The sequence below is a fragment of the Rothia sp. HMSC072B04 genome, assembly GCF_001813725.1.
Classification (GTDB): Bacteria; Actinomycetota; Actinomycetes; order Actinomycetales; family Micrococcaceae; genus Rothia; species Rothia mucilaginosa.
Genome location: NZ_KV813797.1, coordinates 1 through 19,749 on the forward strand (window position 1 = coordinate 1; position 19,749 = coordinate 19,749).

Sequence of the window (19,749 nt, forward strand, 5' to 3'; positions counted from 1 at the left end):
GGCGCGGAGGAAATATGCGGCGCCCCGCCCCTGCTTGGTGAGGGGAGGAACGAGGACGATCGGCGCCCCTCATACGCAGAACGTGCTTAAACGAAGAACGCTCCGTCCGTATCACTTAGATACAGACGGAGCGTTCTATTTAAGAGACCAGCTACTCAGTAACGCCGAGGTTGCTCATGAGGAACGCGTAATCCCACGCGATCTCACGCCAACGGGTATACCTGCCGGAACCACCACCGTGACCGCCCGACATGTCAATCTTCAGCAGAGGCACCGGCGACGACGGGTCAATCTGCTCACGCAGCGCCGCAACCCACTTGGCGGGCTCCACGTAGAGCACGCGGGTGTCGTGCAGGCTCGTTACTGCAGCAATCGCCGGGTAGCGGACCGGGCGGATGTTCTCGTACGGGGTGTACGACTTCATGTAGGCGTACACTTCCGGGTCCTCAATCGGGTTGCCCCACTCTTCCCACTCCATTGCCGACAGCGGCAGCTCCGGGTCGAGGATGGTGGTCAGCGCATCCACGAACGGCACGGCAGCCAGGCAGGCGGCGTACTTTTCGGGGGCGAGGTTCACGACGGCGCCCATGAGCAGGCCGCCGGCGCTACCGCCGTAGCAGCCGATACGCGCCTCATCAGCCCACGGCTTAGCCGCAATGTAGCTGGTGACGTCCACGAAGTCGGTGAAGGTGTTCTTCTTCGCGAGCTTCTTGCCGTTCTGGTACCAGGAGCGGCCCATCTCGCCGCCGCCGCGAATATGTGCGATGACGTAGATGACGCCGCGGTCCAGGATCGACAGCATCGGGATGGAGAACATCGGGTCCATGGACGACTCGTACGAGCCGTAACCGTACTGGATGACCGGGTGCGGCTTGCTCATGTCCAGGTCGGCGCGGTGAATCACCGAGATCGGGATGAGCGTGCCGTCCGCCGCCGGTGCCCAGTCGCGGTAGGCGCGGTAGTCCTCACGGTTGTAGCCGCCGAGTACCGGAGTTTCACGGCGCAGCAGCAGGGTCTGCGACATGGGGAAGTAGTCGTAGACGCGGCGCGGGGTCAGGTACGAGGTGTAGGCGATGCGCAGCACGGGGGAGTAGTTCTCAGCACGCAGCACGGAGGCGGTGTACAGCTCCTCGTCGAAACCGGCAGGCTCCATGAAGGTCACGCCGGCGGGGCGGCGGCGGCGCCACTGGATGGGCAGCTGCTCACGCGGTGCAAGGAAGATGCGGGTGGTCGTGTCCGCGCGGGCGGTAACAACCAGGTGCGTTGCGGTGAAGGTGAAGCCTTCCAGGCGCACGTGTTCGCTGTGACGGATGACCGGCACCCAACGCTGCGCGTACTCTTCGAGGGTTTCGCCCTCGCGCGGCATGTCGGCAAGCACCAGCTCGGAATTCAGCGCATTGTAGTCGTGCTGAATCAGCAGGTGCTGCTCGCCGGCAATGTTAAGCGGCTCGGCGTAGTATTCGATGCCTGCGCTCTTGGGGATGAGCAGGGTCGGCTCGCCCTTGGGTTCGCGGGTGGGGATGAGGCGCACCTCCGTGTACTCGGAGTTGGAGCTGGTAATGACCACGGAGGAACGGTCGGAGCTCATGGCGGCGCCGAGCCACATGGTGTTGTCCGGTTCCTCGTAAATCAGGTGGTCTTCGGTGCCCTGTCCGACGTCGTGCACGTAGACACGCCAGGGGCGCCACGACTCGTCGGGCACGAGGTAGATGAGCTGCTCGGCGTGGTTGATGAAGAAGGAGCCAGCCGCAATGTTGGGGATGGTGTCTTCGAGGAAGGTGCCGGTTTCCATGTTGAGGAAGCGCTGCTCGTAGCGTTCGTCGCCCTTCTCATCCACGGAGATGCTCAGCAGCTTGCCGTTGCGTGCGGGCTGGAAGCTGCCGAGGGAGAAGAACTCCATGTCCTTGGCGTATTCGTTGCAGTCGAGAATGACGACCTCACCCTCGAGTACTTCGCCGGGGGTGACGGTCGGCGGGGTGTAGCGCACCACCTCGTCGCCTTCGTGCAGGGCGGGGTAGCGGTAGAAGACGGGATACTGGCCGCCGGGCACCATGCGGCTGTAGTACCACCAGTCACCGATACGGTTCGGGACGGTCAGATCCGACAGCAGGGTGCGGCCCTTGATTTCGTTGAAGATGGATTCGCGGAGGGGCTGCTGGTCTGCGGTGACAGCTTCGGTGTATTCGGCTTCTGCCTTGAGGTAGTTGAGGACCTCTTCGCTTTCCTTGTCGCGGAGCCATTCGTAGTGGTCGATGAAGACGTCGCCGTGGTGTTCGCGGCGGTGCTCGACCTTCTTCGGTACGGGCGGGGTGAGGTTCTGTTCAGCCATGCTGCCACCTCTTTCATTGAGTTATGGGTTTGTGAATGGTGTGTGCCGTCTGCGCCCGCGTTCCTGTGCCGCCGGGTGGCGGTGAGGGTGCGCGGGGGCTGTGGGCACGCCTAGTTCTAGTGTATCGAAGAGTGAGGCAGGCTACTATATTGCGGCCTGGGCAGTATCACCTAGATTAGCCCCCTGCACTCTTCTGGAACGTGCGAATTCGGTAGCTAGTTGGCGCGCCCCTTAATGGACATGAGGGTACGGCGGCCTGCCTTGTTTGCCTTCGTGAAGGCACGGTTACTCTGCCGGTACTCACGTTCTTGAGAGCGCAGGCGTAGACGCGCGGATTCGGCTATCATCCTGCGGTAGCGTTCGAAACGCTCGGGGTCGAGGGAGCCGTCAGTGATGGCCTGCTGCACCGCGCATCCGGGTTCGGAGCCGTGGGAGCAGTCGCTGTACCGGCAGGCGGAAGCGTAACTGGAGACGTCGTCGAAGGTTTCGTCAATCGCGGCGCTATCGCTCGTTGCGGCTAGGGCTCGTACGCCCGGAGTGTCGATCAGCACCGTGCCAGATGATGTTTTTGCGTTGGTTGAGTCTCCTTCGCTTGAGCCTTCCGCACCGGGTAAAACAAGCATCTGGCGGCTGGTGGTGGTGTGGCGCCCCTTGCCGTCAGCATCTCGGACAGCGGAAGTGACCTGCACCTGATATTCCTGGCTATCCTCGCGGGGGTCAACTCCGGGGTTGAGCAGGGCGTTGACCAGGGTGGATTTTCCGGCGCCGCTACGGCCCAGGAACGCGGCGGTGCGTCCGGCGACAAGCTCCGCCACCGGGGCAGGGTCGTAGCCGTTGTCCGTGCATACGGCGAGTACCGCATCCACACCACCTGCGAGGGAGTCCCTGTAGTTGGTGAGCTGTTCGGCCGTTACTAGGTCACCCTTGGTGAGAATTAGCGCGACCTGCACCCCGGAAGCGTGCGCCAGAGCGGTGTAGCGTTCAATTCGCCCAATGGACGGCTCGGGGAAGCAGGGCTCAACGATGCAGAGCATATCCACGTTGGCGGCGACAGGCTGATCCGCGGATTCTCGGGTGGCGCTGGGTCGGGTGAGGTAGCTTCGCCGGGGCAGTATCGCGAGGGGTTTGTGCTCCGCGGGCTGGCTATCGCTACCGGTTCCAGGGATGGGCTGGGTGAGTACCCAGTCGCCGACGACGGGGTACTCTTCTTCGCCGTAGTCGTTCTCAACCGGACGCAGCGGAGCGGAAAGCTTAATGAGCTCACCCCGCTCGTAGGTCAGTAGCTCGTAGCGGGTGCGGTGCACGGCGCTGACACGGGCGAGGGTAAAGTTTTCGAGGGTACCGCCGAGGGTGAACGCGGCGCGGATTGCTGAACCCTGCCAGGAAGGGTCGAACCCTAGGGTCTCTAAGGTGTATGAAGCGGGAGCAATGGTCACAGGAATAGTCTTTCTTGGTTGCGGCGCCCGGATAGCGGGTGATTACAAGGTTCGTTCTTTTTCAGGGTTCACCGTCTACAACAGCGAGGCGCGGGCGCCGGCACGGATGCGGCGGGCGGCAAGCAAAGTCAGCCCCAACCCCACTGCGGCGTAGAGCACCGCCAGTGCCGCGTCCGTCGCCAGGAGCGCGAAAAGCTCCGGCGCGGTGCCGTTCGCGATACCGCTAGAGGCATCTAAAACCTGCACCAGCCGGGACCCCGGAACCCAGGAACACAGCCATGCAAGCCAACCGGGGTAGGTACTCACCGGCACAATCACGCCCGCGCTCACTGGCAGAATAATCGACAGAAAATTCGACCCCGTGTACGGATCCGACAGGTACAGACCGAGCCCGGCGGCAAAAATGCCCAGGCAGACCCCGCCCAGAACCGCAACCGGCATCAGCGCAATGGCTCCAATCAGAAGCCCCGAAGCCGCCCCGGTAGAGGGTGCCGTGAGGGACAGTAACCACACGATGCCCACATTGCTCAGACCCGTCACGGATGCCAGCAACGCGGGTACCGCCGCCGCACCGAGCCAGTAGCCAGCATCCACCGGGCGAGCCGTACACACGTACTCGAAGACGCCAATCCACCGGTCTGTGGCAACGCGCGCAACAATACCGGCTGCCACGGAGCTGAGGGTGGCAATCAGAGCAGACGCGCAGCCGATGCGTACAGTATCGTTTGCGGCAAGATCAGCGCCCAGAAGCACTGTGAAAAGCACGTTAAGACCGGGTACGAGAACCAGGGTCGTGACAGCCGTTCCGAGGGTTGCGAAGGTAATAGAAGATGACCAGCCAATAGAGGCGGTCGACAGAGCCCGACGCGCCACGCTAGGCAGAGCGGCAGAAGAGAGAATACGCACGCTACATCGCCCCCAGGGTGCCGCGACGGCGGGCGGAGGCAAGAGCCTTCCGGGCAAAGAGGAAAGCACACAACGCCCAGATGAAGCTCACGACCAGGGTCTGTGCCACGGGCAGGAGCGCATCCGCCGGGGTAGTGATGGTGGTACGCCCAAGTAGGAGATGAACCGGCGCCTGCAGGGGAATGAGCGTGCCTACAGCATCTAGCCAGGCGGGCGCTTCAATGGTCGTGAAGAGAACCCCGGAAAGAATAAAAACCGGCACGAGCAACAGCTCCTCGTAGGCGATAGCGTTCGGTGTGGCCACGAAGAACACCGCAATCATGAACGTTACCGACAGGCACGCAAGCCACAGCAGGGGAACGCCCAGAACGTAGCGCGGCCAGAGTGCTGAAAAGTCCGTGACCTGCGGGTTAAGCGTCACAAGAGCCCAGATGAGCCACGACAGGGGCAAAGCCGCCATACCCACAATGGATGCGCTCGAAACGATAGCCGCCAGCACCCGCACCGGAGAAATCGACCCCGAACACAGGTACACGAGGGTCCCACGGAAACGCTCGAAATTGATGATGCCCGCAGACACGATGCAGACCGACCACATGCCCACAATGCCCGCGCGGGTCCACGCGAGGGTCGGGTCAACGGAGTGACCCGCGGAGCTCTGCGCCGCCGCATGCACGGCGAGCGCCTGAAGGATGACCGAGCCGAGTACCGTACTGATGAGCAGCTGAATGAAGTAGGGGACCGTCAGGAACTGGCGCAGGCTAAAGCCCATGAGTCGCAGTTGGCGGGCGCACTCCTGCTGTACGTCGTGTAGCAGGTGCTGCAGGTCGCGCGGTCGTTGAGATTCTGCTGGATGCTGCGTCTGAGCGTTCATCGCTTGAGCCCCTCCGCCATCGCCAGGTATGCCTCTTCCAGAGTTGCCGGTCGCGTGTACGGTTCGGTCCGTGCCCCAATGTTCGCGGTGGCAAGCCCCTCCGTGAGGATGCGGTGAGCCTCACCCGCCTCGAACGTGGTGCGCTCGCCGTGCCAGTAGAGGGTGAGTTCCCAGCCGGAACCGCGCGGGGCAAACAGCACCGCCGCCTTATCGTGGAGGAATCCGCGGAGCGTATCAAGCCCCTCGGTGGCGGTGGCCTCGACCTGAACCACAGTCGTGGCGGCAATGCCGGCGTGCGCGGCAACGTCCTCGAGGTTGCCGCTCACAGCAACGGAACCGGCACCCAAAACGGTGATGGTGTGCGCCAGGTCCTCAATCTCGCCCAGCAGGTGGCTCGTCAGCAGAATGGCGGTACCTTCATTTGCCAGAGATCTGATGAGGGCACGCACGGTCAGGGCGATATCGGGGTCGAGCCCGTTGGTCGGCTCATCCAGCAGGAGCAGAGCGGGGGAGCCGAGCAGGGCGCGGGCAATATGTAGGCGCTGCTTCATGCCGCGGGAAAACTCCTGGACAGGCCGCGTTGCCGCATCGGTGAGTTCCACACGGGCTAGGGCATGCTCCACCTCGTGTCGTCGGGTCCGCCCGGAAACCCCCGCAACATCGGCGAAGAACAGCAGATTGTCGCGGGCACTAGCGCGCGGGTAGAAGCCGTTCTCCCCGCCCAGTGCGAGACCCACGTGACGGCGCGCCCGCTGCGGGTCGGCGATAGCGTCAATACCGTTCACGGTGAGGCTACCGCCGGTGGGGGTGAGCAGGGTCGAGCACATCTGCACGGTCGTCGTTTTGCCCGCACCGTTGGGGCCGAGGAGGGCATGAATCTCACCGGAACTGACGCGAAGTGACACACGGTCGACGGCGGTAAAAGCGTTTTCACCTTTGCCAAAGACGCGGCTGAGCTGCGCCGCATCAAGAACAAGAGACATGGTAGGTAACCTTCGGGTATGACCCTCTGGCCCCTATACCGGAGGGATGCTGAGCAGGATAAACGGCGTAGCGAGTTGTACCCTGCGTGAGTGTATGTGTCATTTCAGTGTACCGAAAAGCCGTAGATAAAAGTGATGGGGGTTACTGTGTGGATGGTGGGTGTCCGCCTCCGCATCTCGATTGCCTCGCCCTCGGATTGCCCCGGCACCGTCGCTCACGTTTTATGACAGACGTTAAAAAACGTCATCTTTGCAATGAAATGTCTTAAAGTGCCGTCTACCCACAAAACCCTTGACCCCGCCCCGTGCCCTGTGACACCCTGAATACAGGTCAAGAGCGCCAGCGACAAGCCCCAGCTAGCTGGCCGGCAACCCTCCTCCGCGGTGGGGTGCCCTGGGTGAAGACCAGGCGGCACGCACAAGCGTGACGCAAGCGCGGGACCGATGTGACCGAAAACGGTACATCAATCGTGACAGGATTATTCGACGACGATTCCTGTACCGTCGGCATGCGGCCCCCTAAGAATCCCCATTAGGAGCCACGCATGAGCAACAACACTACCGTCCCGACTCCCGCCAACCCCGCAGGTTGGAAGTTCGAAACCCGCCAGATTCACGCAGGTCAGGCGCCGGATGCCGCAACGGGAGCTCGGGCACTACCCATCTACCAGACCACTTCCTTCGTCTTTGACAGCGCCGAGCAGGCAGCGAACCGTTTCGCCCTCGCCGAGCTGGGCCCCATTTACACTCGCCTCAACAACCCCACCCAGGAAGCTATCGAAAACCGTATCGCCTCCCTGGAAGGCGGCGTTGGCGCGCTGCTGCTGGCATCCGGTCAGGCAGCTATCACCTACGCAATCCTGAACATTGCCGGCGCCGGCGACCACGTGGTCGCATCGCCCTCCGTGTACGGCGGCACCTACAACCTGCTCAAGTACACCCTCGCCGACCTCGGTATCGAAACCACCTTCGTTGAGGACCCGGACGACCTGGATGCATGGCGCGCCGCAGTCCGCCCCAACACCAAGCTCTTCTACGGCGAGTCCGTGCCCAACCCCCGCAACGACGTGCTCGACATTGAGCCCATTGCCGCAATTGCGCACGAAAACGGCGTACCCCTGATCGTGGACAACACCGTGCCCACCCCCTACCTGCTGCGCCCCATCGAGCACGGCGCGGACGTGGTCGTCCACTCCGCCACCAAGTACCTGGGCGGTCACGGCACCTCCATCGGCGGCGTGATTGTTGACTCCGGTAACTTCGACTACGGTGCAGACCCCGAGAAGTTCCCCAAGTTCAACCAGCCCGCACCCGGCTACCACGGCCTGGTCTACGCACGCGACCTGGGCAAGGACTCCGCATTCGGCGCGAACCTCTCCTACATCCTGAAGGCACGCGTTTCGCTGCTGCGCGACACCGGTGCTGCTATCTCCCCGACCAACGCCTTCAACATCGGCATCGGCCTGGAGACCCTCTCCCTGCGCATCGAACGCCACATTGAGAACGCCACCAAGGTCGCCCGCTGGCTCGAAGCAAACCCGCAGGTCGACAAGGTCATTTGGGCTGGCGTGGAATCCTCCCCCTGGTACGAGCGTGCACAGAAGTACCTGCCCAAGGGCCCCGGCGCGGTGCTCGGCTTCACCCTCAAGGGTGCAACCCTGGAGCAGACCCGCGACTTCGTGGATGCACTGAAGCTGCACTCCAACGTGGCGAACATCGGTGATGTGCGCTCGCTCGTGATTCACCCCGCCTCGACCACCCACTCCCAGCTTTCCGCTGAAGAGCTGGAGAAGATTGGCGTGTACCCGAACTTCGTGCGCCTGGCAGTCGGTATTGAGAACATCGACGATATTCTCGCCGACCTGCAGCTGGGCTTCGACACCCTCTCCTAAACGGTGATGCAACCCGCAGGTGGACCGGAAAGACTACGGCTTTTCGGTCCACCTGCGGATTCCCCGTTACGGAGCATTTTGTGACTGATCGGCGTTGTTGCCGCCCAACCTGTTGCTTCTTCTACCCACAGACGAGTACCCCGCTCACACCCGGCACCACCTCGCCGGCCAACCCAGTGAAGGGAACCCCCATGACCGCCCAGAGCACTAGCCAGTCCGGCACCACCCAGCCCGGCACTATCAACCAGCCTGTCACCGCACCCATCCCCGTGGCGGGTACCCAGCGCGAGCATCCCGAAGCGCAAGGCTACCTGCGTCAGCTGAACATCGGCGACCTGGAGCTCGAATCCGGCGTAACCCTGCCGCAGGTCACCATCGGCTACGAAACCTGGGGCACCCTCAACGAGGCTGGCGATAACGCCATCCTGATTTTGCATGCGCTCACCGGTGATACGCACGTCTCCCGTGGCGTACCCACCCCGGATATGCCCGCCCCGCTGATTCGCGCCATCGAGTCCGACGGCTGGTGGGAAGGCATCGTGGGCCCCGGCTCGGTCGTGGACACCAATCGCTACTTCGTGATTGCCCCCAATATTTTGGGCGGTTGCTACGGCTCCACCGGGCCGGCAAGCATCATTCCGGAAGGCTACCCGGGTGCCGGTGAGCACTGGGGTTCCCGCTTCCCGCAGGTAACCATCCGTGATTCTGTGCGTGCTGAGGCGCACCTGGCGCGTGCCCTGGGCGTGACCAGCTTCCGCTACGTGATTGGTGGTTCTCTCGGTGGCGCTCGCGCCCTGGAGTGGGCGGCAACCAACCCCGAGCTGGTGCGCGGATGCGCGGTCATCGCCTCCGGCCCTTCTGCTACGGCGGAGCAGATTTCCTGGGCTCACACCCAGAACATTGCGATTCGTTCGGACGCGAACTTCGCCGGTGGCGACTACTACAACGGTCCCGCGCCGACTGCCGGTCTGGCTTTGGCACGCCGTATTGCGCACACCACCTACCGCAGCCCCGCCGAGCTGGAGCACCGCTTCGGTCGCGAGGAGAACCGCGGCGAAAGCACCGTGGGCGGTTCGCTGGGTGAGCCACGCGGCCGCTACGCCATCGAAAGCTACCTGGATCATCACGGTGCCAAGCTCGTGGAGCGTTTTGACGCGAACAGCTACCTTGCGGTCAATGAGGCGTTGATTTCGCACGATGTGGCGCGCGGTCGCGGCACTCTGGCGCAGGCGCTGGCGCATACCGATTGCGAGTGGACGATTGCGGCGGTGAACACGGATCGCTTGTTCTTCCCGCACGAGTCGCACCGTCTGGCGGAGGCGCTGCCCACCCCGGTCGCCGTGGATATTATCGAGTCGAACCACGGCCATGACGGCTTCCTGATTGAGGCGAAGCAGGTGGAGAAGATTCTGGCGCGCGCCCTGGGTGTTGAAGATGAATCTGCTACCCCGAGCGAGGCGCAGCGTGAGCGTGAGGCGCTGGACTCGATGACTCGTCTGTACGGCGCTGTTACTCGCTAACTCAACCGGCACCCGAAGGCGTTTCACGCATCCTGTTGAATGTTGTTTTATCCAAACAGTGGGTGTGGGATTGTGAGGGAATGACTGGGTATTCTCAACTGTCCTTCCGCCCACCGTGAATTAACCTTCACCCTTAGGGTTATGTAATAGAATGCCGGGCGTTCGTATGATGCGAGCGTCCGGCATTTTTTCTATCTTTTTGAAGTGTGTTGTGCCAAGTCAGGGAATATTTTCCGGTTTTTCTGGCACTTTTTGAAAGCTCCGCGAGATACCGCGGAAGCAGCCTCCTGTTGCACTGGAAGGTAAGGGTTCTCAGTTTGCTTTAGACCCGCTCTAACCCCATAGCATTAACGCTGTGGTAAGTATTCAAGAGGTAGCGGAGCAGTTGGGGGTGAGCACCCACGCCCTGCGCTATTACGAAAAAGAGGGGCTCATTGCGGTGCCCCGTGATGCTCACGGAACCCGTATTTTTGATGAGGAGTCTATCTCCGCAGCACGGTTTATTGCTACCTGCCGTCAGGCCGGCATGAGTCTTGCCGACATTCGTACAATCTTGGACAATCCGGATGATCATGCACTCTCCGTTGATGTGATGGAGCGAGCCCGCCGAAAGATTGAAAACGAGATTGCGGGGTTGCAGCAGAACCTTGAGCACCTGGATCGCCGTATTCAGGAGCACCGCAGTCACCTCGATGGCACCCGCTAGATAACCGTCTAATTTTCATGCAGGTATGCACGCCGACGCCCGGTATTCCCGACGTGGGGAATACCGGGCGTTTTTCTGTGCTCAGCTGGCATGCTCGGCTACTCACCCCTAGCTACTGGGTATTTTCAGCCCGTAGGTTTAACCCCAAGCCGCTTTTTCCGGGTCAATACCATGTGCACGAGCATTCTCGTAGATGACATCCCGCAACCACTCCGCGAGCCCGGTCGCAAGCTTCTCGTAGTGCGCCTTGAAACGGGCATCCTCAACGTAGCCGCGGGCTAGAATAGCGTGCTTAGCGGGGGTGACCTCGAAGAAGAACAGGGAGGCGCGGTGCCGCTCGGCGAGTGCGTTCGCCTCCTCACTGCCCGGCTTCACGCCGCGGTTGAATGCCTCGACGAGGGCCTGCTCTACCTCGTCAACCTGCTGTTTGCCGTTCTGCCAGTCGGCACGGTTCATCGTTACAGTTCGGCGCTGGTATTCAGCCCAGTCGTCAGTTTTTCCGTAACGCTCCTGCGCTTCCTGCTGGTGGGCGAGGCTGAACCCCTCACCCATGATCTCTGCTTTTTCGGTGGCGCTGAGCTGCTCATTTTTAGGTGCCATGGTGTCCTCCAAAAGGTGTTCGATGGTTTCAAGCATGCGCCCGTACGCGGCGATTTTGCGTTGAAGCATATCCCGCTGAGCGAGCAGATGCTCGGTGCTGTTCGCCTGGTCATGCAGTATGTTGCGAATAGCGTCAAGGCTCATGCCGATGGCGCGGTATCCCATGATGACGGTGATTCGTTCAAGGTCTGTATCGGTGTAGTACCGGTACCCGTTGAACTCATCATGTGCCGGGTTGAGTAAGCCCCGCTGCTCCCAGTGGTGAAGCGTGCGGACTGTGAGCCCATGCAATGATGCCGCTTCTCCCACGGTGTATTCGTGCTGCCCGTCAGGTGGTGTTATGTTCGCGTCCATGGTTTCACTCTAAAACCTCACGTTAGGTGAGGGTCAAGCTAGCGGCGGAACCTGCGGTGCAGGTTTGTGGGGGAGTCCTCGCTAAGATGGGTTCATGAGCGAAAACAAATACGTCGTCGAATACACCCGCCCCGAGAACGAACGTGCAGGCACCCACCTGGTGCTCATGCTGCACGGCTACGGCTCCCAGGAGCACGATTTGCTGTCTCTGGCGGCGCACCTTCCGCAGGAGGGCTTCACCTACGCCTCCATGCGTGCACCGCAGCCGGTTGGCACCCAGTTCTCCGCGGACTCGACCGGCGCCTACATTGCCGCAGATGCTATCGGCTACCAGTGGTACCCGCTGAACCAGCAGCTCGAATCTGACCAGCGCGCCATTGAGCAGGCGAGCGACTACGTGCTGGAGTGGGTGCGCGCGAACCGCGAGCAGTATGCTTCGGTGACCTTGCTGGGCTTCTCGCAGGGTATGGGCATCGCAACTTCGATGGTGCGTCACGCCCCCGGCGAGTTCGCCGCCGTAGTGGGACTGTCCGGCTATGCGGTAGATTCTGATTCACCGTACTTCAAGGACGAGGAGCTGAAGAAGACCGAACTGCCGGTGTTCTTCGGCCGCGACCAGGAAGACCCTGTCATCCCGCAGGAGATGGTGAACTACACCTACGACTGGATCCGCAAGTACACCGACGGCATTAAGGTGCTGTATGCCGGTGCGGGTCACGGCGTGAGCGCCATGGAGATTCGCCATGTGGGCGAGTTCCTGGAGGTGAAGGTGCAGGGTAAGGAACCGCGTATTCGTGCGCAGAAGGTTGCGGAGGCGACCGGCGCCGCGGAAGGCTCTGACGCCTAAAACGGCTATAGGGAAGGCCCCCGAGTCATCATGACTCGGGGGCCTTACGTGTAGTTCTGCTTCCGCTCGGTTCTGTGCAGTTCCGCTTGGAAAGGCGGTTATCGTCCTCGTTCCTACAGGGAACCCGCCCTCGCTTCGCTTCGGGCACCCTGATGTCACTTTCGGACGATACCGCCTTTCCGCGCTGGGACGCTGTGCGGGTGCGGCCGCGTTTTCCGGATGCGCCCTCAGGGTGTCAGCCCGGACGCTCTCCGATGCGGAGCGAGGAGGAAGCGGAGCGTCCGGGTGACGGGTGCCCCTGCGTAGGCGCGGAGGAAATATGCGGCGCCCCGTCCCTGCTTAGTGAGGGGAGGAACGAGGACGGTCACTAGCGCCTCCAGCGCTCAGACAAACCAAATGCGGACTAGTCCTCGTGCGCAACCTTCACGGTCACGCCGTTGAGGGTCACGGTGTCGCCGGGGTGCAGCTGCTTGCCGCGTGCTTCCTCAATGTCGCCGTTGACCTTTACCAGGCCGTGCTGAATGACCTCGCGTGCCTGCGCGCCGTCCTCTACGAGGTTGGCGAGCTTGAGGAACTGGCCGAGGCGGATCATGTCGTCGCGAATAAAAATTTCTTCCATGCTCTCTAGTTTATCCCGCCGGGTGCATACTGGTGTCCGGCAAAAATGGGGGTGTGGTGGGCCGGGTAGGCATACCCAGGGGTGGGGTGGTGATGGTACCCTAGTGTCTTGCATCAAAAAGTGTGCATATTGCGCCGATGAGCGCGAATACGGGCGCCCCGTTCTGGGTCGCGTCCCTTATGAACCCGAACTCACGCACGTCACAGCCGGTGGCGGGGCAGAAGGAGTAACTATGGCTGAAAAGTCCACCCTCGATAACGTTATTGCGCTCGCGAAGCGCCGCGGCTTTGTTTTCCAGGCCGGTGAAATTTACGGCGGTTCCCGCTCCGCATGGGACTACGGCCCCCTCGGTGCAGAGCTGAAGGAAAACATCCGTCAGCAGTGGTGGCAGCGTTTCGTCCGTTCCCGTGCGGACATGGTTGGCCTGGATTCCTCCGTTATTCTGCCTCGTGCGGTGTGGGAGGCATCCGGTCACGTGGCGACCTTCACCGACCCGCTGGTTGAGTGCCTGTCGTGCCACAAGCGTCTGCGTCAGGATCACCTGCTGGAGAACTTTGAGGCGAAGAAGGGCCGCGCGGCTGAGGGCATGGAAGAGATTGCTTGCCCGAACTGTGGTACTCGTGGTGAGTGGACTGAGCCGCAGAACTTCTCCGGTCTGATGAAGACTTACCTGGGCCCGGTTGATAATGAGGAGGGTCTACACTTCCTGCGCCCGGAGACCGCTCAGGGTATTTTCGTGAACTTCAACAATGTGGTCACTGCTTCTCGTAAGCGCCCGCCGTTCGGTATTGGCCAGATTGGTAAGTCGTTCCGTAACGAGATCACTCCCGGTAACTTTATTTTCCGTACTCGTGAGTTCGAGCAGATGGAAATTGAGTACTTTGTGCACCCGGATGACGCTGATAAGTACTTCAACGAGTGGGTTGAGGACTGCTGGAACTGGTTCGTTGACCTGGGTATCAACCCGGATAACATGCGCCGCTTCGACGTTCCTAAGGAGGAGCGTGCACACTACTCGGCTGGCACTATTGACGTTGAGTACCGCTTCGGCTTCCAGGGTTCGGAGTGGGGCGAGCTGATGGGCGTTGCGAACCGTACCGACTACGACCTGGGCGTGCACAATGAGCACTCCAACGCGAAGCTTGAGTACTTCGACCAGGCTACCGGTGAGCGTTACGTGCCGTACGTGATTGAGCCGTCCTTCGGCCTGACCCGCTCCATGATGGCGTTCCTCGTCGACGCATACGTCGAGGACGAGGCACCCAACACTAAGGGTGGCGTGGATAAGCGCGTCGTGCTGAAGCTTGACCCGCGCCTGGCACCGGTGAAGGCTGCTGTTCTGCCGCTGTCGAAGAAGGCTGAACTGTCTGAGCCGGCAACTAAGCTGGCGAATGAGCTGCGTGGCCTGTGGAACGTGGACTACGACGAGGCGGGCGCTATTGGCCGCCGTTACCGCCGCCAGGATGAGATCGGTACCCCGTTCTGCATTACCGTAGACTTCGATACCCTCGAGGATCAGGCTGTGACCATCCGCGAGCGCGACACCATGAACCAGGAGCGTGTGGCTCTGGATCAGGTGAAGTCCTACCTGGCTGCACGCCTGGCAGGCTAAAACTTTCATAACATGGTCGGCGGGTAGCCTCTTAGAGCGAAAGAGGCTACCCGCCGTCGTGTATTTGGGCTACCCTGGTTAGACTGATTGGCACGATTGAAGCGAGCGAAGGAAAGGTGCACGGATATGGCTGAACGCCTCAGCGAAAAATTTGAGATTCGCCCCTGGCAGGAGGGTGATGACCTTGCCCTGCTTGAGATTTGGAACTCTGCCCGCAATGAGGTTGAGGAGCGCCAGCGTGGCCTTTTCGGCCCGGATACGGACGCGCCGTTTAGCCGCACCCTGGTGGTGACTGTTTCTGGTGTGCCGGTGGCTGCGGGTACTGTGGTGGCTTCGCTGCTGCATCCGACGCGTCTATGGTCATACATTGAGGTGGCAGCTGATCACCGCCGTCAGGGTATTGGTACTGCCCTGCTGGATGCGTTGCGTGAGATTGCGGCGGCGCACGGCCAGACGACTGCTCTGCGCGTGAAGCTGTCGCCGTTTAGTGACGGTGAGGAGTTCGCGCAGGCTACTGGCATGAAGCTGATTCAGCGTTCCCGTATGGTGCGTGTGGAGCCGGGGGCGATTCCTCCGGTGTCGTTGCGTGAGGATGCTGACGGTAACGAGACTCAGGCGATTGAGGATTTGGCGACCGGTTCGGTTGAGCTGACAGCCGCGCTGTGGGATTTCTACCGCCGCGCCCACGAGTGGGATGTTCCCGCCGAGGTTGGTTTGGGCACGGTGAACCGCTACTTCCTTTCGGATGAGGTGCGTGCTTTTGGCGCCGTGGTGCTTCGTGACCATATTCGTGAGGCGGCTGCAGAGGGTAAGAAGGGCCCGATTGTTGCGTTTGCGGTGAGCTACCACCCCTTTGAGACTGACCCGGAGGCGGCGCTGGTGGATGAGAAGACCGCCACGGAACTGCTGCTGGGTTACGACTTCGATAATGAGGGCGCTGTGGAGGCGATTATGCAGGTGTTGTCCCTGCTGAGTGCTAAGTACCCGGTGCTGGTTGAGGTTGACGACGCCATGGAGGCGCTGGTTCAGGTGACCGACGTGCTGCTGCGTGCCGGTACTGCTTCGGTGGAGGGTGACCCGACCTATATTTACGTGACCGAGTAGGTTCGAGAGTAGATTCTCGAGTAGGTTCGTAGGTTGCCAAGTAGATTCTCGGTACTGAACCTGCTGGCTGACTCTTGCTGAAGGGGCGGGGGAGTGGAATGCTCCTCCGCCCCTCTCGCGTACCTGCGCCTCCTCACGGTTGCTGAGCTTGCACAGTGCTCCTGTACCCCCTCAGCTGAGTCCGGTTCTCGATTTGCCCCCGTATGCCACAATATAGGGGTGAATTCTGAAGCACCCCGTCTTACCCTTCCGCCCCTGAAACTGGGCAATCTGACCGTTGATACTCCCGTGGTTCTCGCCCCGATGGCTGGCGTGACCAATAAGGCTTTCCGCCGCCTCTGCAGTGAATATGGCGGCGGCCTGTACGTTACCGAAATGGTGACTGCGCGCGCCCTGGTGGAGCGTAAGCCCGAGTCCATGCGCATTATTGAGCATGACCCGGACGAGAAGATCCGCTCCATCCAGATTTACGGTGTGGACGCGGTCAACGTCGGTAAGGCTGTGCGCATGGTCGTTGAAGAGGACCGTGCCGACCACATTGACTTGAACTTTGGCTGCCCGGCTCCTAAGGTGACTCGCCGCGGTGGCGGTGCCGCTCTGCCCTGGAAGACTGACCTGTTCACTGCGATTGTGCAGACCGCGGTGAAGGAGGCGTCCCGCAACGATATTCCGCTGACTATTAAGATGCGTAAGGGCATCGACGATGACCATATTACGTTCTTGGAGTCCGCCAAGATCGCGCGTGATGCCGGTGTCGCGGCGATTGCCCTGCACGGTCGTACTGCGGCTCAGCATTATTCGGGTAAGGCTGACTGGGATTCTATTGCGCAGCTGCGTGAGCTGATTCCGGATGTGCCGATTCTGGGTAATGGCGATATTTTCTCCGCTGAGGATGCGGTGCGCATGGTTGAGCAGACCGGCGTGGATGGCGTGGTGATTGGTCGTGGCTGCCAGGGTCGCCCGTGGCTGTTTGGCGACCTGCAGAATGCGTTTGAGGGTTCGTCGGAGCGTATCCGACCGACCCTGACTGAGGTTTCGGACATGATTTACCGCCACGCAGAACTGCTGGTGGAAACCTTCGGCGATGAGACCCGAGGCCTGCGCGAGATCCGCAAGCACGTGGCGTGGTACTTCAAGGGCTACCCGGTCGGTGGCGAGCTGCGTGCGAAGATGGCCCAGGTGCCCGACCTGGCGACCTTCCGTGAGCTGATTGCTCAGCTGGACCACTCGATTGGTTACCCGGGTGCCGCCGTGGAGGGCTCGCGCGGTCGCGCCGGCAGCCCCAAGCAACCGCACCTGCCCGATGGCTGGCTGGATTCGCGCATCCTGGGGGATGCTGAGCGTCTGGGCCTGGCGGAGGCTGAGCTGGATATTTCCGGCGGCTAAACCCCTGTACTTGTGTGCCGCGGCGTGCTGTTTGCGCGTCGCGGCGCATCCTTTTTATGAGCCTGTTCGCGCGCTATGTTGCCGCTCCTGCAACGCCTGCAGAGGCTACCTGTTGACCCTCACCGTAGAATTGAGTTTATGGCTGGATTAATCCGCAAAGAAGACATTGACGAAGTCCGCGCCCGTACCGATATCCGCGAAATCATTGAAGGCTATGTGAGCCTCAAAAGCGCCGGTATAGGCACCTTCAAGGGGCTGTGCCCGTTCCACGACGAGCGCACGCCCTCCTTCAATGTGCGCCCGCAGGTCGGCTCGTACCACTGTTTTGGCTGCGGTGAATCCGGTGACGTGTACTCCTTCGTCATGGCGATGGAGCACACCAGTTTCGTTGAGACGGTGGAGCGTCTTGCCGCGCGCATCGGCTACACCCTGCACTATGAGGGCGGTAAGCCCGGCGACCGCTACGAGGCGGGTATGCGCCGCCGCTTGCTCGACGCGCACAAGATTGCCGCCGAGTTCTTCGAACGCAACCTCTACAGCGCTGATGCGCAGGAGGCGCAGCGCTTCCTCGGTGCCCGCGGCTTCGACCCCGCCGCAACCCGCAAGTTCGGTGTCGGCTACGCACCCCGCGGCTGGGACCACCTGCTCAAGCACCTTCGCTCCCAGGGCTTCACCGACGAGGAGCTGAAGGCGACCGGCATGTTCTCCGAGGGCAACCGCGGCCTGTACGACCGCTTCCGTGGCCGCATCATCTGGCCGATCCGCACCATTGCCGGTGAAACCATCGGCTTCGGTGCCCGCCGCCTCTTCGATGACGACCAGGGCCCCAAATACCTGAACACCCCCGAGACGCAGCTGTACAAGAAATCCCAGGTGCTCTACGGCATTGACCTGGCAAAACGCGATATGACCAAGACCAAGCAGGTCGTCATCGTGGAAGGCTACACGGACGTCATGGCGGCACACCTCGCCGGCATCACCACCGCCGTTGCCACCTGCGGCACCGCGTTCGGTCCCGGCCACATCAAGATGGTGCGCCGCATGATTACCGACGACGGCTCCGGCGGCGAAATCATCTTCACCTTCGACGGCGACGCCGCAGGCCAGAAAGCCGCCATGGCCGCCTTCCAGGAGGACCAGCGCTTCGTCGCGCAGACCTTTGTGGCGGTTGCCGAGAACGGCATGGACCCCTGCGACCTGCGCCTGCACAAGGGCGACGCCGCCGTGCGCTCCCTGATTGCTTCGCGCCGCCCGCTCTTCGAGTTTGCGATTGATTCGACCCTCGCCAAGTACGATTTGGCGACCCTTGAAGGCCGCGTGCTGGCGATGCGCGCTATCGCCCCGATTATTGCCGGCATTAAGGACCGCGACCTGCGCCCCGCCTACATGCGTAAGGTATCCGGTCAGCTCGGTCTGGAGCTCGACGAGATTCAGCGTGCCGTGGCGTACGCGCAGAACCACCCGAAGCTTTCTCGCTCCCAGCAGGCGGAGGCTCCCGCAGCCGCGCCGCGTTACGAGCGTCTGAATGAGGGGCCGCCGGGCACACCGGGATACGCGGGCGCTCAGGGTTACGCGGGCGCTCAGGGGGCAGTTCATGCTGACGCGCCCTACGACCCCGCCTACGATGCACCGCCCCCGGAAGATTACGCCGCACCCAGCGCCTACGCCGGGCAGAACGCTGCCGCGCACCCGCCGAGCAGCATTCAGCCCGCCGCACCCCAGCCGGAGGCGACCGCCCCCGCCGTCGAGGAGTTCCTCACCCCCGACCCGCGCGACCCGGTTGCCCGCCTCGAAAAGGCGGCGCTCGAGATTGCCCTGCAGCACCCCGAGCTCATCAGCGTGGAACAGTGGCGTAACCTCGCCACCGTGCAGTTCCGCTACCGCACCCATCGTGAGGTGGCCGCCGGTATCATTCATGCGGCAACCGTCATGGCGCCCACCCCCGGCATCGAATGGATCAACTGCGTGCGCTCCGGCGCTGTAGAGGGCGTACACCCCGCCATCGCGGAGCTCGCCGTCTCACCGCTACCGGTCAGCAGCGCTGAGCGTCTGCCCGGTTTTGTGACTGGTGCGCTCAACGCCCTATTCGAACAGCAAATCGCCCGCCAAAAATCCGACCTGATGATGCGCCTAGAGCAGCTCAGCGCAAACCCCGACGACGAAGAGTTCGAAGCGGTACAGCGTCAGCTCCTCGAACTGGAAATGCGCCGCCGCCAGCTCAGCGCACAGCGCGGCTAAGTACGGTTCTTCCGCTACGCCCCGGCAACCTGCCGAATGTCCTGTGTTCTGCAGGTTGCCGGGGAATACCGCGGGTTCGCCGGAGCCTGCACCACCCAATCCAGCCACACAACCCAAAGAGTGATGCACTTCACGGCATTTCAAGTTGCGGAGCCCAAACAGCCCCGGTATAGTTATTACTCGTTGCAAGGGAAACCAGCAACGAAAACAAAATAATCCCCCGTAGCTCAATTGGCAGAGCATTCGACTGTTAATCGAAGGGTTACTGGTTCGAGTCCAGTCGGGGGAGCCAAGCTGAAAGCCTCAGAACGAAGTTCTGAGGCTTTTCCATTTTCCCGACGGG

At 61.7% G+C, this 19,749-nt stretch carries 15 protein-coding genes, 1 tRNA gene, 1 pseudogene and 1 riboswitch; of the genes and pseudogenes, 9 read left to right on the forward strand and 8 right to left on the reverse strand.

Annotated features, from left to right (window positions below; all coding sequences use genetic code 11):
• Window positions 1-151 precede the first annotated feature (151 nt).
• From HMPREF2928_RS02905 to HMPREF2928_RS02925, 5 genes are all read right to left on the reverse strand, one after another.
• Window positions 152-2,329 carry a S9 family peptidase gene (locus HMPREF2928_RS02905; protein ID WP_070687327.1) on the reverse strand — a complete coding sequence of 726 codons (2,178 nt, stop codon included), beginning with the start codon at window positions 2,327-2,329 and terminating at the stop codon, window positions 152-154.
• 215 nt (window positions 2,330-2,544) lie between these two features.
• Complete coding sequence (rsgA, locus tag HMPREF2928_RS02910; protein WP_070687328.1) at window positions 2,545-3,765, reverse strand: ribosome small subunit-dependent GTPase A; 1,221 nt, start codon at window positions 3,763-3,765, stop codon at window positions 2,545-2,547.
• Between the two features lie 75 nt (window positions 3,766-3,840).
• Complete coding sequence (locus tag HMPREF2928_RS02915; protein ID WP_070687329.1) at window positions 3,841-4,671, reverse strand: ABC transporter; 831 nt, start codon at window positions 4,669-4,671, stop codon at window positions 3,841-3,843.
• 1 nt (window position 4,672) lies between these two features.
• Window positions 4,673-5,545 (reverse strand): ABC transporter permease, encoded by an 873-nt coding sequence (locus HMPREF2928_RS02920; RefSeq protein WP_070616808.1) that lies wholly within the window; start codon window positions 5,543-5,545, stop codon window positions 4,673-4,675.
• Window positions 5,542-6,528, reverse strand: coding sequence for an ABC transporter ATP-binding protein (locus HMPREF2928_RS02925; protein ID WP_070616810.1), 987 nt, complete (start codon window positions 6,526-6,528; stop codon window positions 5,542-5,544). The genes HMPREF2928_RS02920 and HMPREF2928_RS02925 overlap by 4 nt, the downstream gene beginning before the upstream one ends.
• Window positions 6,529-6,857: 329 nt before the next feature.
• A riboswitch (SAM riboswitch) is annotated at window positions 6,858-6,970 on the forward strand.
• A gap of 103 nt (window positions 6,971-7,073) precedes the next feature.
• On the opposite strand from HMPREF2928_RS02925, the gene HMPREF2928_RS02930 reads away from it, so the two are divergent.
• The 3 genes from HMPREF2928_RS02930 to HMPREF2928_RS02940 all read left to right on the forward strand — a co-directional run bounded on the left by HMPREF2928_RS02930 (window position 7,074) and on the right by HMPREF2928_RS02940 (window position 10,646).
• Complete coding sequence (locus HMPREF2928_RS02930; protein ID WP_070687330.1) at window positions 7,074-8,420, forward strand: bifunctional o-acetylhomoserine/o-acetylserine sulfhydrylase; 1,347 nt, start codon at window positions 7,074-7,076, stop codon at window positions 8,418-8,420.
• Between the two features lie 191 nt (window positions 8,421-8,611).
• Entirely contained in the window at window positions 8,612-9,940 is a 1,329-nt protein-coding gene (locus tag HMPREF2928_RS02935; protein WP_210399866.1) for a homoserine O-acetyltransferase MetX, read from the forward strand.
• A gap of 355 nt (window positions 9,941-10,295) precedes the next feature.
• Window positions 10,296-10,646: a MerR family transcriptional regulator gene (locus tag HMPREF2928_RS02940; RefSeq protein ID WP_012903963.1), complete on the forward strand. Its 351-nt coding sequence runs from the start codon at window positions 10,296-10,298 to the stop codon at window positions 10,644-10,646.
• 138 nt (window positions 10,647-10,784) lie between these two features.
• Here the strand turns inward: HMPREF2928_RS02940 and HMPREF2928_RS09225 are convergent, their stop codons facing one another.
• Complete coding sequence (locus tag HMPREF2928_RS09225) at window positions 10,785-11,246, reverse strand: TipAS antibiotic-recognition domain-containing protein (RefSeq protein ID WP_246823549.1); 462 nt, start codon at window positions 11,244-11,246, stop codon at window positions 10,785-10,787.
• 72 nt (window positions 11,247-11,318) lie between these two features.
• Window positions 11,319-11,600: pseudogene (locus HMPREF2928_RS09230) on the reverse strand (MerR family transcriptional regulator); the annotation flags it as partial.
• 94 nt (window positions 11,601-11,694) lie between these two features.
• On the opposite strand from HMPREF2928_RS09230, the gene HMPREF2928_RS02950 reads away from it, so the two are divergent.
• Window positions 11,695-12,447, forward strand: coding sequence for an alpha/beta hydrolase (locus HMPREF2928_RS02950; protein WP_070687332.1), 753 nt, complete (start codon window positions 11,695-11,697; stop codon window positions 12,445-12,447).
• Between the two features lie 403 nt (window positions 12,448-12,850).
• Here HMPREF2928_RS02950 and HMPREF2928_RS02955 read toward each other — a convergent pair whose 3' ends face one another.
• A complete protein-coding gene (locus tag HMPREF2928_RS02955; protein WP_005507051.1) occupies window positions 12,851-13,066 on the reverse strand; it encodes an RNA-binding S4 domain-containing protein in 216 nt (71 codons plus the stop codon).
• Between the two features lie 232 nt (window positions 13,067-13,298).
• Between HMPREF2928_RS02955 and HMPREF2928_RS02960 the strand changes: the two genes are divergently transcribed.
• From HMPREF2928_RS02960 to HMPREF2928_RS02980, 5 genes are all read left to right on the forward strand, one after another.
• Window positions 13,299-14,678 carry a glycine--tRNA ligase gene (locus tag HMPREF2928_RS02960; protein WP_005507052.1) on the forward strand — a complete coding sequence of 460 codons (1,380 nt, stop codon included), beginning with the start codon at window positions 13,299-13,301 and terminating at the stop codon, window positions 14,676-14,678.
• A 126-nt stretch (window positions 14,679-14,804) separates the two neighbouring features.
• On the forward strand, window positions 14,805-15,782 hold the full coding sequence (locus tag HMPREF2928_RS02965; RefSeq protein WP_070667184.1) for a GNAT family N-acetyltransferase: 978 nt from the start codon (window positions 14,805-14,807) through the stop codon (window positions 15,780-15,782).
• 219 nt (window positions 15,783-16,001) lie between these two features.
• Window positions 16,002-17,168, forward strand: a complete 1,167-nt coding sequence (gene dusB / locus HMPREF2928_RS02970) for a tRNA dihydrouridine synthase DusB (protein WP_049355088.1) — start codon at window positions 16,002-16,004, stop codon at window positions 17,166-17,168.
• Window positions 17,169-17,306: 138 nt separating this feature from the next.
• Window positions 17,307-19,406: a DNA primase gene (dnaG, locus tag HMPREF2928_RS02975; protein ID WP_070687333.1), complete on the forward strand. Its 2,100-nt coding sequence runs from the start codon at window positions 17,307-17,309 to the stop codon at window positions 19,404-19,406.
• A gap of 216 nt (window positions 19,407-19,622) precedes the next feature.
• Window positions 19,623-19,698 (forward strand) — tRNA-Asn (locus HMPREF2928_RS02980).
• Window positions 19,699-19,749 lie beyond the last annotated feature (51 nt).